This window comes from Mesorhizobium sp. GW821-FHT04C10 (assembly GCF_059420305.1).
The window spans coordinates 3,496,796-3,510,112 of sequence record NZ_JBWKTL010000001.1 but is presented as its reverse complement, the minus strand read 5'-3'; the positions used below and the strand labels follow the sequence as shown (position 1 = coordinate 3,510,112).

At 65.0% G+C, this 13,317-nt stretch carries 12 protein-coding genes; 2 read left to right on the top strand and 10 right to left on the bottom strand.

Translation table 11 applies throughout. The annotated features are described in order from the left end of the window. Positions 1-2: 2 nt before the first annotated feature. The 8 genes from AC07UC_RS17060 to AC07UC_RS17025 form a co-directional block, all read right to left on the bottom strand. Complete coding sequence (locus AC07UC_RS17060; protein ID WP_494906820.1) at positions 3-1,091, bottom strand: Gfo/Idh/MocA family protein; 1,089 nt, start codon at positions 1,089-1,091, stop codon at positions 3-5. Positions 1,092-1,265: 174 nt separating this feature from the next. Next, positions 1,266-2,285 (bottom strand): aliphatic sulfonate ABC transporter substrate-binding protein, encoded by a 1,020-nt coding sequence (locus AC07UC_RS17055; RefSeq protein WP_494906819.1) that lies wholly within the window; start codon positions 2,283-2,285, stop codon positions 1,266-1,268. Between the two features lie 31 nt (positions 2,286-2,316). Next, positions 2,317-3,189 carry an ABC transporter permease gene (locus tag AC07UC_RS17050; RefSeq protein ID WP_140775676.1) on the bottom strand — a complete coding sequence of 291 codons (873 nt, stop codon included), beginning with the start codon at positions 3,187-3,189 and terminating at the stop codon, positions 2,317-2,319. 12 nt (positions 3,190-3,201) lie between these two features. Then, the gene (locus AC07UC_RS17045) at positions 3,202-4,038 is read right to left on the bottom strand and encodes an ABC transporter ATP-binding protein (protein ID WP_140775675.1); all 837 of its coding nucleotides are present in this window, start codon (positions 4,036-4,038) and stop codon (positions 3,202-3,204) included. Between the two features lie 14 nt (positions 4,039-4,052). Next, a complete protein-coding gene (locus AC07UC_RS17040) occupies positions 4,053-4,379 on the bottom strand; it encodes a 4Fe-4S dicluster domain-containing protein (RefSeq protein WP_140775674.1) in 327 nt (108 codons plus the stop codon). Next, positions 4,376-6,001, bottom strand: coding sequence for an FAD-binding protein (locus AC07UC_RS17035; protein ID WP_494906818.1), 1,626 nt, complete (start codon positions 5,999-6,001; stop codon positions 4,376-4,378). The genes AC07UC_RS17040 and AC07UC_RS17035 overlap by 4 nt, the downstream gene beginning before the upstream one ends. Positions 6,002-6,040: 39 nt before the next feature. Continuing rightward, positions 6,041-6,637 (bottom strand): thioredoxin family protein, encoded by a 597-nt coding sequence (locus AC07UC_RS17030; RefSeq protein WP_494906817.1) that lies wholly within the window; start codon positions 6,635-6,637, stop codon positions 6,041-6,043. Positions 6,638-7,185: 548 nt separating this feature from the next. Next, on the bottom strand, positions 7,186-8,127 hold the full coding sequence (locus AC07UC_RS17025; protein ID WP_494906816.1) for a heme/hemin ABC transporter substrate-binding protein: 942 nt from the start codon (positions 8,125-8,127) through the stop codon (positions 7,186-7,188). Between the two features lie 181 nt (positions 8,128-8,308). On the opposite strand from AC07UC_RS17025, the gene AC07UC_RS17020 reads away from it, so the two are divergent. Beyond that, entirely contained in the window at positions 8,309-10,435 is a 2,127-nt protein-coding gene (locus AC07UC_RS17020) for a TonB-dependent hemoglobin/transferrin/lactoferrin family receptor (RefSeq protein ID WP_494906815.1), read from the top strand. 2 nt (positions 10,436-10,437) lie between these two features. Continuing rightward, the gene (locus tag AC07UC_RS17015) at positions 10,438-11,523 is read left to right on the top strand and encodes an SIP domain-containing protein (RefSeq protein WP_494906814.1); all 1,086 of its coding nucleotides are present in this window, start codon (positions 10,438-10,440) and stop codon (positions 11,521-11,523) included. A 106-nt stretch (positions 11,524-11,629) separates the two neighbouring features. On the opposite strand, the gene AC07UC_RS17010 is transcribed toward AC07UC_RS17015, so the two are convergent. Together AC07UC_RS17010 and AC07UC_RS17005 are read right to left on the bottom strand one after the other, a co-directional pair. Beyond that, a complete protein-coding gene (locus AC07UC_RS17010; RefSeq protein WP_494906813.1) occupies positions 11,630-12,055 on the bottom strand; it encodes an aconitase X swivel domain-containing protein in 426 nt (141 codons plus the stop codon). Beyond that, positions 12,052-13,302 (bottom strand): aconitase X, encoded by a 1,251-nt coding sequence (locus AC07UC_RS17005; RefSeq protein ID WP_494906812.1) that lies wholly within the window; start codon positions 13,300-13,302, stop codon positions 12,052-12,054. The genes AC07UC_RS17010 and AC07UC_RS17005 overlap by 4 nt, the downstream gene beginning before the upstream one ends. Positions 13,303-13,317 lie beyond the last annotated feature (15 nt).

The window sequence follows — 13,317 nt, the reverse complement described above, 5'->3', positions numbered from 1 at the left end:
TTTCAGTTGGTCGGGATTTCGGAAAGCCGGACGGTGCGGCCTTCCGCCATCGAGCGGTAGCCGGCCTCGACCAGCGCCATGGTCTTGACGTTGTCGGCAACGGAGAGTGCCGGTGGCGTGCCGGTCTTCACCGCATATTGCAGTTGCTCCATCACACCGATGAAGGCGTGTGGAAACCACATCGTGTCCCAGCTGGGCGTCACCCATTCGCCGCCCGTCGTCTCCGTCGAGGCATAGGTCAGCGTCGAAGCGACGCCCGTCGGCCAGCCGATCGTGCCCTTGGCGACGCCCCTGGTGCCGTCGACACGCCAGTTGATGTGCTGGTCGTCACGATAGCCCTGCTCACGCGGACCGGACCAGACATCCTCCAGCGAAACGGCGAGCACCCCGGAAGGAAAGCGCAAAGTCGACACGGTGATGCCGTCGGAATGGTCGAAGGCCGTGCGCGGATCCTTGCGCGTCAGCGTCGTGATTTCCTGGGGATCGCCGAACAGGAAGCGCAACACGTCGAGATGATGCACGCTCATATTGGCGAGCGTCAGCCGGTCGTAGTCGGCAAGGAAAGCCTGCCAGTGCGGGATGGCGTGCATGTCGATCTGGGCGAAGACGATGTCGCCCAGCGCGCCGCTGTCGATGATCTGCTTCAGCACGCGCATCGACTGGTCGTAGCGCATATTCTGGTTGACCGAGAGGATCTTGCCGGACCTGGCCGCCTCGTCGCGCAGCTTGACGGCTTCCTCAACCGACAGCGCCAAAGGCTTCTGCGCCAGGATCGCCTTGATGTGGGGCTGCCTCAGCGCGTGACGGATGAGAGCCGGCTGCTGGTCCGGCGGAAAGGCAAGGTCGACAATCTCGACCTTGGAATCCTCGATCAATTGCTCGGGCGTGTCGTGAACGATCGGAATATCCCAGCGCCTGGCCACCTTCTCGGCGCTGGCCTTCGTCCGCGAGGCGATCGCCACCACCGGGAAGCCAGCCTGCGCATAGGCGGCCAGATGGCATTCCGCCATGATCATGCCCGCACCGACGCAGCCGATCCGGCATTCCCTGGTGCGAACCTTCACATCTGGTTCGAAATCCGTGCCTGCCATCCATTCCTCCCTGGAGGACAGCATATAGCGCCATGGCTTGCCGGTCAGCCAAGGCCAGCACCATCAATTCCCATCACCATTGCCATCAGCGACAGGATCACCGGGCAGACGAGCTGCTGCCGGAAACGACGGTCGCGCCTGGTTGGCGCGACCTCATGAATGTCCGGGTTACAATTATTGGACGGCGGCCAGCTGGGCTTCAGCGGCGTCGACAAAACTCTTGTCGACCCATTTGCCGTAATCGATCGAACCTTTCAAAAGCCCGGCGCCAGCCATGAATTTCTCCTCGCCCTTCAGGGCGTCGATGGCCTCGTCGGTGAGTTTGGGATCCTGGTGGAACACGCCGTCGGCATAGGTCTTGCGCACTGACTTTTCCGACGATTTGGTCGCCTCGACAAAGGTCTTGATCGTCTCGTCGGGATGCGCGTCGGCCCAGCGTGAAATCTCGATATCGACCTTCAGCAGCCGCTTGACCAGGTCAGGATATTTCGCCGCGAAGGCGCCATTGACCGAGATGACGTTGGGCACGTTCCATTCCGGATGCGTGCCGGTGTCGAACAGCACACGCGCCTCGCCGGTGTCGACCAGCTTGGCCGCTGTCGAGTCCGTCTCGACGATGGCGTCGATATCACCGCGCAGCAGTGCCGGGCCGGAGGCCTCGAAAGGCAGGTTCAGCCCCTCGACGTCATTCGTCGTCAGGCCGACGCTGTTCAGCGCCTTGCTGAAATTCGAATGCCGCACCGTGCCGGTGAGATAGGCGACCTTCCTGCCCTTGAGGTCTTGCAGGGTCTTCAGCGGCGAGTCGGCCTTGACGACGACGTAGGAGCCGCCCGCCCTGACATAGCTCGACAGGCCGATCAGCTTGACATCGGCGCCGGACGCGGCGACGCGCAGCGCGGGGTTGTTGCCGGTGTAGGTCACCTCGATGGCGCCGGTGGCCAACGCCGTCGTCGCCTCCGAGCCGCCATTGAAGGTCACCAGTTCAACCTTGATGCCGTCCTTGGCGAATTCCTTGTCCCACCAGCCGTCCTTCTGGGCGAGGATGAATTTGAGATGCCCGGGCGCGGTGCTGCCGATGCGGATCACATCGGGCTTGTCCTGCGCGAAGGCGGGCATGCCCCCAAGGCCGATGACGACGGCAATGGCGCCCTTCAGGAGCAGCCGGCGAAATCCATCGAATGCGATGCTGGTCATGGGAAAATCCTTCCTGATTGGAATGAATGGCTTAAATGAGCGAAGACTCGGACTGGCCCTTCCAGGCGGTCGCCCAGCGTTCGAACCAGACGAGCAGGTAGTTGACGGTGAGCCCGATGACGGTGAGCGTCAGGATGCCGGCATACATGTCGGCCGTCTCCATCATCAGCTGCGAGTTCTGGATGAGGAAGCCGAGGCCGGATTTGGCCGCCAGCATCTCGGCGCCGATGACAGCGAACAGCGAGGATTTGACCGCCAGCCGCGCGCCGGCGACGATCGAGGGAATGCTGGCCGGCAGGATGACCTTGCGGAACAGGTCGAAGTCGGACGTGCCCATCGAGCGTGCCGCCTTGATCAGCAGCGGATCGACCGATTTGACGCCGCTGATCGTATTGACCAGCAGGAAGAACACCGAGGAGTAGAAGGTGATCGCCACCTTCGATTCCTCGCCAATGCCGAGCAGCAGGATGAACACCGGCAGCAGCGCGAATTGCGAGGTGTTGCGCAGCGTCTGCACCAGGAGGTCGCTGACCTTCTCGAACAGCGCATAGCGCCCCATCAAGAGGCCAAGCGGTATGGCCACCACCACGCCGAGCGCGAAGCCGATCGCCGCGCGCTGCAGGCTGATGCCGATATGTTCGATCAGCACACCCGAGGCGAGCAGGTTCCACCACGCCACCATCACCTCGCTCAGCGGCGGAAAGAAGATGCGGTTGAGCCAGCCCAACCGCGGCGCGATCTCCCACAGCAGGAAGAACAGGCCGAGCAGCGGCAAGCCGTAGACGAAAGTGCCGAAATGCGCACTCTTCCGTCGGGCCTTGGCGGCTCGACCAACCTTTGGCGCCGCCCCGGCAACGCTGCGAAAACCGATGGCGGGGCCAAGCTTTTCGGTCAGATAGGCCATGGCTCTAGCTCCTCAATGGCTGAAGGCTGGCGACAGCGTCCAGTCCTTCTGCGCCTTGTTGACCTCGTCGCGCAGCACGTCCCAGACGCGGGCGCGATAATCGTTGAAGGCGATGCTGGCGCGGATATCGCCATCGCGCGGCCGTGGCAGGTCGATATCGATGATCTCCTTCACCGCGCCTGGCCGTGCGGTCATCACCACCACCCGGTCGGCGAGGAAGATCGCCTCGTCGATGGAGTGGGTGACGAAAATGACCGTCGTCTTGATCTTGCCCCAGATCCTGAGCAGTTCGCCTTGCAGCAACTCGCGCGTCTGCTGGTCGAGAGCGGCGAAGGGCTCATCCATCAACAGCACTTCAGGGTTGCTGGCCAGCGCCCGCGCAATTGCGACGCGTTGTTGCATGCCGCCGGAGAGCTGGTTGGGGAAACGGTCCTCGAAGCCGGCAAGGCCGAACAGCGACAGCAGGTGACGGGCGGTGGCCGTACGCTCCGCCTTGCCGACGCCGCGCACCTCCAGCGCGTATTCGATGTTGGCCAGCGCCGTGCGCCAGGGGAACAGCGCGTATTGCTGGAAGACATAGCCGGTCTTGGGATCGGGCCTGGTGATCCGCCTTCCGTCGAGCTGAACGTCCCCGGCAGTCGCCTGCGTCAACCCGCCGATAATGTCGAGCAGCACCGATTTGCCGGAGCCGCTCGGCCCGACAAGCGTGATGAACTCGCCCTTGCGGATGGACAGGTCGACGCCATCGAGCACGGTGACGCGATCGGTCGCCTCGCCGTCGACGGTGACGAACTGCCCGGGCTTGAGCTGGAAGGTTTTCTTGATGTCGCTGACGACGATGCGGTCCATGATCTTGTCCCCTCCTATTGCGCCACGCGGATGTGGTGCGTCGGGTCGAATTCCGAGCCGCCGGCCTTGCCGCGCTTCCAGCCGAGCGCCCGGGCATAGGAGCCGAACAGAAGCCGCTCCTCGACTTCCGCCTCGCTGATGCCGGTCGGCCCTTCGGCGAATTCGGCGACGTAAAGCGCGTCCGTCGGGCAATAGATCTCGCAGAGGAAGCAGGTTTGGCAGTCGTCCTGGCGCGCGATAATGGGGGCGCCGTTGTCAGTCGCGTCGAAGACGTTGGTCGGGCATACCTTGACGCAGATGTCGCACTCGATGCAGCGCGTGGCGGAGACGATCTCGATCATGACGCCAGCTCCGCGAGCCGCTCGGGGGCGCCTTCGATACGGAATTGGTCGACGCCGGTGATCACCAGCCGATGCGCCAAATCAGGGCTCTTGCCCGGCAGATCGGTGCGCCGATGCATGCCACGGCTCTCGGTGCGATGCAGCGCGGCCGCCACCGACCAGCGCCCGGCAGCGGCGATCGATGCCGCCTCGCGGGCGCGGACCCGGTCCAGCCCCTCGCTTTGCAGATGGTCGCGCACGTCGCGCCAGACGCTCTCCAGCCGCTCCCGGCTTCGCTCCAGGCCGGCGCCTGTGCGGAAGAAATTCCCGTCGAGCGGCGTCACCTCATTGCGCACGGCGTCGATCACCTCGCTTGCGGCGATGTCGGCGCGCGGCGATGCCGCCGGCCTCAAGCCAGCCTGACCGAGCGGCCGTGAAGCATTGCGGAACGCCTTGCCGCCGCGACGCTTGGCGTGGGTCGAGGCGCCCTTGCCGGCCCACCAGCCGCTGGCCAGCGCCCAGGATGAATTGACGGCGCCGCCGCCCGACACCGCACCGGTCATGATCTCGCGGCTGGCAGCGTCGCCGGCGACGTAGAGACCGGGCACGCCGGTGGCGCAATCGTCGGAGACGATGTCGATGCCGCCGGTGCCGCGCACTGTGCCTTCGGCGCGCAACGTGATGCGGAACAGTTCGGTGAACGGATCTATGCCGGCGCGATCGTAGGGCGCGAAACAGTTCGGCTGGCCCTGGCGCAGCCAGCCCTGCAGCGCCGGCTCGGCCTGATCGAGCCGCGCATAGACCGGGCCGTCGATCAGCGCGCGCGCCACCTCTTCCTCGCGGTCGCCAATGCCGTTGCGCAACGGCTCGCCGGTGGGTCCCAGGATCGGCGAACCATCCTCGCGATGGAACGAGGCCCAGCGGAACGGCAGCCCCTTGTTCAGCGACGAACCATAAGGCGCCAGCGTGTACTTGCCGGTGAACTCCATGCCCGACAGGCTGGCGCCGGCCTCCGCCGCCATCAGATAGCCGTCACCGGTCAGGCCGGTGCCGCCGAGGATGCGCTCCCGAAAGGCGCAGCCGCCGGTCGCCAGCACCACGGCACTGGCGTCGACGCGCCAGTCATGGCCCGCCTGCCGGGCGACACCGGCGGCGCCGACGATGGCATCGCCGTCCGAAAGCAGTTCGAGTGCCGGGTGATGGTCGAGCACGGTGACGCCGGCCAGAAGCACGCGGCGGCGCATGAAGCGCATGTAGTCGGGCCCGCGCAGATTGGCGATGTAGAGCCGGCCGTCCTCCTCGCTGGGGAAGGGATAACCCCATTCGGAAAGCCGGAGCAGATTGCGGTAGGCGGTGTCGACGCAGCGCAGCATCCAGCGTTGGTCGGCAAGCTCGCCGGTGCGCTGCCAGCGCCGCTCGACCACGGCATGCCTGTTGTCACCCGGCGGCACGCACCATGTGCCTGTGTTGGACGGCGCGGTGGCGCCGCTGGTGCCGAGATAGCCCTTGTCGGCCAGCACGACCTTGGCGCCGCTCTCAGCCGCCGCGACCGCCGCCCAGGCCGCGGACGGCCCACCGCCGAGCACCAGCACATCGGCCTGCAGATGCAAGCTGTCGGACACGGATCGTTGTGGCTGGGGCATGGCTACTCGGCGATCGATTCAAGGCTGGCCGCGGCCGCTTCAGGCGGCACGGGCCGCGCCCGCGAACCACACCGGCTCATTGCCGGCGCTCCATTTGATGTTGCAGCCGATCGACGGCGCCTGATCGGTTGCAGGCTTGCCGCCCTCCAGCACCGTATCGACCGCGGCGCGCAGATCGGCACCCGTCACCTCCTTGCCATTGCCCGGCCGCGCATCGTCGAACTGGCCGTGATAGGCCAGCCGGCGATCGGCGCCGAACAGGAAGAAATCAGGCGTGCAGGCCGCGCCATAGGCCTTGGCCGTCTGCTGCGAGGCGTCCTTGAGATAGGGGAAGGAATAGCCGAATTTCTCAGCTTCCTCACCGATGCGGGCGAGCGTCTCCTCGGGGTGCGCCTCATGGTCGTTAGCGTTGATCGCCACCACCTGCAGCCCCTTGGCCGCATAATCCCTGGCGAAGGCGGCGAGTTGCTCGCGGATCAGCACGACGAACGGGCAGCGGTTGGAGATGAAGGCGACGAGCGGGGCCGGCCTGGCGTCGAAATCGGCCAGCCGGTGCAACACGCCCTGCGCGTCGGGCAACAGGAAGTCTGCCGCCTTGGTGCCAAGCTCGATCGGATTGGATTCTGTCTTCGGCATCGATGCGCTCCCTTTTCCACCTGTTTCACGGGCTATGCCACGGGCGCGCTGAACGACCGCAGTTAGTCTATGAATTTAGTAGAATTATAGGCTGAAGAACGCCTTTGCGGTCAACCGCAAGGACTAGAATATCGTGCCAAGGTTTGTGCCGGCCCGGCAAGTTTGTTCGGGAGGGGAGCTCTCCGACGCAAAGAGCCCGCCGTGCGGGTCTGCGGCATAGCGGCATACCTTGGCTATTGGCCGAAGCGTCCATAACTTCGTCATCTAGGGCGTAGCAGCCGCGAAGCGGCGTCGCGGAGACCCTGGGATACATGCCGCGACATCAACGAGAGGCACAGCGGCGCAAAATTCTGCACCCGTTGCGGCGTTCAGGAGTCGCGGCATGGATCCTCGGGTCTGCGCCGCGTCGCTTCGCTCCTTGCTCCGCCCGTGGATGACGAAGGGAGGAGGCGCTTTCGCCAACCCCCGAATCTCAGCGATGATCAACCGAAGGAGGGCATCTTGCTGACCTCCAACCGTCAGCCCCGTTCAGCGTTATCGATCAGCGGTCACCCTTCCGGATAAAGCGCCTTCGCCAGGTCGCGGATCGCGTCCGATGTGCGCGGGCCGAAGCCGATCATGTAGGCGCCGTCGAGCACGATCAGTGCCTTGTTGGCCGCCGCGGGCGTGGCCGCCAGTGCGCGGTTTGCGAAGACCTGCTCCGGCGTCGGCCCGCCCTTGCCGTCGCTCATCATCAGGATCACATCGGGCGCCATCTCCACCAGTTTCTCCTCCGAGGCGGCCTTGTAGCCTTGCACGACATCCATGGGATTGAGGCCGCCGGCATAGCGGATGATGGCGTCGGCCGAGGTGCCGGCGCCGGCGGCGCTCAACTTCACCAGCCCATGGAAGAACACCACCTTCTTGCGCCGCTCCAGCGGGATTTTCGCGGACAGCTCGGCGGCGGCCTGGAAGGCGGCGAGCACCTCGGCGGAAACCGCCTTGCCCTTGTCCTCGAGCCCGAGCGAGGCGGCGATCAGCGTGATCTTGCGTTCGATGCCGTCTGGCGTGTTGTCCTGCGGGACAAAGATGATCGGGATCGCCAGCGACTTCAGCACCTCCACCGCTTCCGGCGGCCCGCTGTCCTCGGCCGCCAGGATCAGGTCGGGACGCAGGCCCGCCAGCCCTTCCACCGAAAGCTGGCGGCGATAACCGACATTGGGCTTCTCGGTCACCTCGGGCGGATATTTGCTGCCCCGGTCGACCGCGATGACGCGCTCGCCGGCGCCGAGCGCATGGACGATCTCGGTGACATCGGAGCCAAGCGTCAGGATTCTCGTTGCCGGCCCCGGCGCGACGGTTCGCCCCAGCGCATCGACAACGCTCTCGGCGGCCAGCGCCTTGAAGCCGCAGGACGGTGCCAGCACCGACAGCGCCAGAAACAGCACCGCCACGATCCTGCCCGGCTGGAACCATGGACTCCGCCTGCCCTCGCCTACGCTGCCCTGCATCGTTCACTCCTGTCCATTTGCCTTTTCGATGACTGGCTTGGCCTATAAATTTAAAGTTGACTCATGTCATCATGTTTTAATATGTGACCCCTGCTCTGACCGTTTGGGTCGAGGGATTCCAATTATGCCAGCCAGGGCCGTTCAGCCACCGCCAGCAGTTTGCATTTGCTTGGGGGCTTGCATGACAACGACAACAAACACGACTTTGATGGCCAGCACCGCGCTCGCCTTCGTGCTCGGCCTCTGCGCCGCGCCTTTCGCCAACGCCCAGGAACAGGAACAGGAGAAAAAGGCCGCCACCAAGAGCGACCGCCTGGCGCCGGCCACTGCCAAGCAGAGCCAGCCTGCGACCATGCTCGACGTGATCACCATCTCGGCGACGATGATCAAGACCGCCGTCATCGAATCGATGGCCGCCATCAGCGCCGTCGACCAGGATGAGCTCAACCGCATCCAGCCCGACACCGCCGCCGACATTTTCCGCACCACGCCCGGCGTCGCCGCCTCGATGAATGGCGACGACCCGGCGACCGCCATCAACATTCGCGGCCTGGAACAGTATGGCCGCGTTGTCGTCACCCTCGACGGTGCCCGCCAGGATTACTGGCGCGTCGGCCATGGCTCCGGCTCGTTCTATGTCGAGCCGGACCTGATCAAGGAAGCCACCGTCATTCGCGGCCCGGTGTCCAACGCCTATGGCTCGGGCGGCATTGGTGGCGTCGTCTCCTTCGAGACCAAGGACGCCGGCGATTTTCTCAAGAAAGATGAGAGCTGGGCGCTGAGCGAGAAGCTCGGCTATGAAAGCAATGGCAACGGCTTCACCACCAGCACCACCGGCGCTTACCGATTCAGCGATGATGCCGACATCATCGGCAACCTCATCTATCGCGACCGCGACAGTTACACCGACGGCAATGGCGCCACCGTGCCATGGACCGGCGAGCGCGTGACAAGCGGTTATCTGAAGACGACGCTGCGTCCGGCCGACGGCCATGAGCTGAAGCTCGGCGCCATCCTGCAGCGCTACAACGACCAGATCACCGGTTCGAGCGGCTCGACCTCGCCGACACTGAGCCGCTACGACACCAACACGACCAACCAGACCTACACCGCCGCCTACACCTGGAAGCCTGACGACAACGACCTGATCGACCTCAGCGCCAACGCCTATCACAACCGCACCCGCGCCGAGCAGACGCAGGTCTGGCCCACTTCGGCGATCGGCAACTTCCGCTTCTATGATGTCGCGACATCAGGCTTCAACGTGAGGAACTCCTCGCGCTTCGACGCCTTGGGCATCGCCCACACGCTGACCTATGGGCTCGACTATTACTATCTAGAGGCCTCCTCGGAAGCAGCGCATTTCGGCGCCGGCGAACAGCAGGGCTATGGCGGCTTCCTGCAATGGCAGGGCGACTACGAGAACTGGCTGCAGGTGATCACGGCCCTGCGCTATGACGGCTATCAGCTCGACGGCGAGACCCGCTCCGTGCCGCCGCAACAGGCCTCGATCTCCGGCGACCGCTGGTCGCCGCGCGTGACCGTCGGTGTCACGCCCTTCGAAGGCTTCCAGCTCTACGGCACCTATTCCGAAGGCTATCGGGCACCCGGCCTGCAGGATGTCTTCCGTGGCGGCGGCGCGCATGGCGGCGCCGACAGCTACCGGCCCAATCTCCTGCTGCAGCCCGAAACGGCGAAGAACTGGGAGGCCGGCATCAACGTGAAGTACGACGATGTGCTGACGGCGGGCGACCGGCTGCGCGCCAAGGTCAACGTCTTCCACACCGATGTCGAGGACTACATCGACGTCGACCTCACCGTCCTGCCGCGCACGGCAATCAACATTGGCGACGCGCGCCTCAGGGGTGTCGAGGCCGAGATGGTCTACGACTATAACTGGGGCTTCCTCAATCTTGCAGGCGCGCTGATCGACGCCAAGGTCGTCAGCGGGGTCTATTCCGGCCAGGCTTTGAACAACACGCCGCTCGACCGCTTCTCGGCCACGATCGGCTTGCGCATGCTGGAGGACCAGCTCGCCATTGGCGCGCAATATCTCAGCGTCGGCAAGATCACCCGCACCAGCCGCACCAATCCCAACGCCGTACCCGTGGTCAACGACGGCTTCAACCTCGTCAACGTCTTCGCCAACTGGACCATCAACGACAATCTCAAGCTCGATTTCGGCGTCGATAACGTCTTCAACACCGCCTACACCGACCCGCAAAGCGCATGGTCGACAACGGCTGCAACGGAACAGGGCAAGGGCCGCACCTTCAAGCTGGCCCTCACCGGCAGGATCGGAGGATGACAATGAGCGAAGCATCGGTGCATGAACTTGCCTGCGAGGCGCGGCTCAACCTGCGGCGCCTGCCGGACTACATGGACAGCATCAGCGACAGGCTGCGGAGCTTCGAGGCCGATGCTTCGCATCATGGCCGGCGCATCGATTTCCGCTTCGCCTTTGGCGGTGCCTCCATCGACATGGAGCAGTTGGTGATGCGGGCCAACGCGCCCGATCGTGATGGGCTCGCCCGCATCAAGGACCTGCTCGCCACGGCGGTCCAGGTCTACGCCAAGGAGGAAAGCCTGGAGATCGTCTGGACCGGCGATCTCTCTGGCGAAACCAGCCTCGCCCAGTTCCGCGAGATGACGGTAATTGAGGTTCGTGACCTCACCCCGCATATGCGCCGCATCCGTCTTGCCGGCCAGGACCTCGGTCGTTTCGCCAAATTCGGCGGCATGCATATCCGCATGCTGTTCCCAACCGGGGAAGTGCCCGATCCGCTCTGGCCGATACTCGGTGACAATGGCCTGCCGGTCTGGCCCGCTGACGACCGGCGCCCGGTGGCGCGCGTCTACACCATCCGCGCCCTCGACGTCGCCAGGGGCATCATGGATGTCGATTTCCTCGTCCATCCTGGTGACAGCATCGGCTCCGCCTGGGCCATGCAGGCGGCAGCCGGGATGAAGGTCGGCATCATGGGACCGGTCGGCCGCCCGGTGCGGCAGGCTGAATGGTATGTCATGGGATCAGACGAAACCGGTCTTCCCGCGCTGGCGCGGCTGCTGGAAACGCTGCCGGCGCAAACCAGGGGCGTCGCCTTTGTCGAAATCGCCGACGAGGGCGAGAAGCAGCAGATCGACAACGTCACCGGCATCGAACTGCACTGGCTGACAAGGGATGGCGTGCCGGCGGGCGAGGACAAGCTGCTCGCCGAGGCCGTCCGCTCGGTGGCATGGCCGCAGGACGGCTCGACCTTCGGCTGGTTCGCCGCGGAAGCCGGTGCCGCCAGGATCGTGCGCGAATATTGGCGCGAAACGCTGGGCTTGGGACGAGACCGGACGCTGGCAGCCGCCTATTGGCGGCGCGGGGCTGCGGGGTTGATGGCGGGCTGAGGTTTGAGGTCAGTTTGATTGCAGCGAGCTGACAAGCGTTGGCGCCGCCCCTCATCGCCCGGCAGGGCGATGAGGGGCGGCGCTGACCTGAGCCAAGCACCCCTCCCTAGACTTTGCGGATAACCGCCGCGCCATCCGCACCAACGTCAATTGCGATCTCATCGCCGGGAACAATCCCCGCAACCTCACACACCACCAGCGGCATGCTGATCCCGTACAGAAACTCCGCCACGATGGCGCCCACCGCCAGGATCGGGTCCGGCCGTTGCAGCAGAATGCCGGCCGGCGCCGTGCCCCTACGGATCGCTTCGGCCAGGACAGACGACGAAGACGACGACCCCCGCCCGCTCGGCATGACCAGGATCCTGCCGGCCACGTTCAGGCCAAGGCCAGGATGCGAGTGATCGATGATCTCGCCGGTCTCGGCATTGATGCCGCCCCAGAAACTGAGCGGCTGCGAAAACACCAAAGCTTGGCCCTCGGCCTTACCAGCAAGTTGGAAGGTGCCGGATCGCTCCACCGATCGCGTCATGAACCACTCCTCACGACATGGCCGACCGCGGCGGAGCGGACGCAATCCCTCATGTCGGCGAAGGCGACGGTCACGCCGATATTGCCCGGCGCGTAATGCGCCCATTTGCCGGAGTTGGTCATCACCACGCCGTCGAGCCGCTCGAGAATCGCGGTGACATAGGTGCAGGTGTCGGCGACCGGGATCAGGCCGAATGCCTCCATGCCGGCAAGCGCGCCTTCCTCCTGCAGTCGCGTCAGCGTCGCGCGCCCGGTGTTGACGTAGATCGGGATGCCCTTGCCAGGGGATGCCTCGCGCAGCACCGGCAACAGGCGCATCCATTCCTCATGCGAGAAATGCGGCGTGCCGAGCGACACGGCCGCCAGCGGGGCTCCGTCCGGCACCATCGACAGCCTGGCCAGCGCATCATCGATATCGGCGCGGGTGACGATGATCGTCTCTTCCGGCGCGTGGCCGTGCAACGGTTCGTCGAGCGTCCCCGCTTCCGGCGTGATGCCCACCGCGTGGAACAGCGCCACGGCACCCGTCGTTGCCGCCGCCGCGCCCAGCGCCTTCAACTGGTCCTCATCACGCGGCTGAGGCAGGCCTGATATGACTGGAATGCGGTCGCCACTGGCTTGCCCGATGATCAGCCCGATGCCGACGAACAGGCTGTCGCTTGGTTCGGCCTCGGCGATGTCCAATTTGAACAGGATGCGACCACGCCGGTTCTCGCTGAGATGCAGGCCCCAGGCCGGCGCTCGACCGGTCATGGCGCAGCACAGATCGATGAAGTCGCCATAGCGATTGGTGCGCGCGCCGATCACCGAATTGGCGAAGACGATGGCGTTGGATTCGCCCCAGGCGATCTGCTGGCCGAATTCAGGCCGGAAGCGCGTCTGATAGGGCGCGCAAGTGAAGGTCGCCTGGCAGCCGAGTTCCAGATGCGCCTTCATCAGCCGCCGCGCCGGCACCTCTTGCGCCGCCGGCATCTTCACCATGCCCGGATGGATGAGGTCGAACGAGCCGACATTCAGCGTCGTCGGCACCTGCACCCGCCCGCCGCCCTCGACCAACCGTTCGACGAAATCGAGCCCGGCCTTGCCGTGATAGAGGCAGCCATCGATATGGGCACCCGAAATGTCGAGCAGGCCGCGCGCACCGACCGCGTTGGAAAAGGCGACGAGGATCTTCATGGCCGCCGCAACGGATGGGCCTTGCTCGCCGGCGAGGATGGATCGGTCCCGTGCGGTCAGTTCAGGCGTCATCGGAATGCTCCGGGC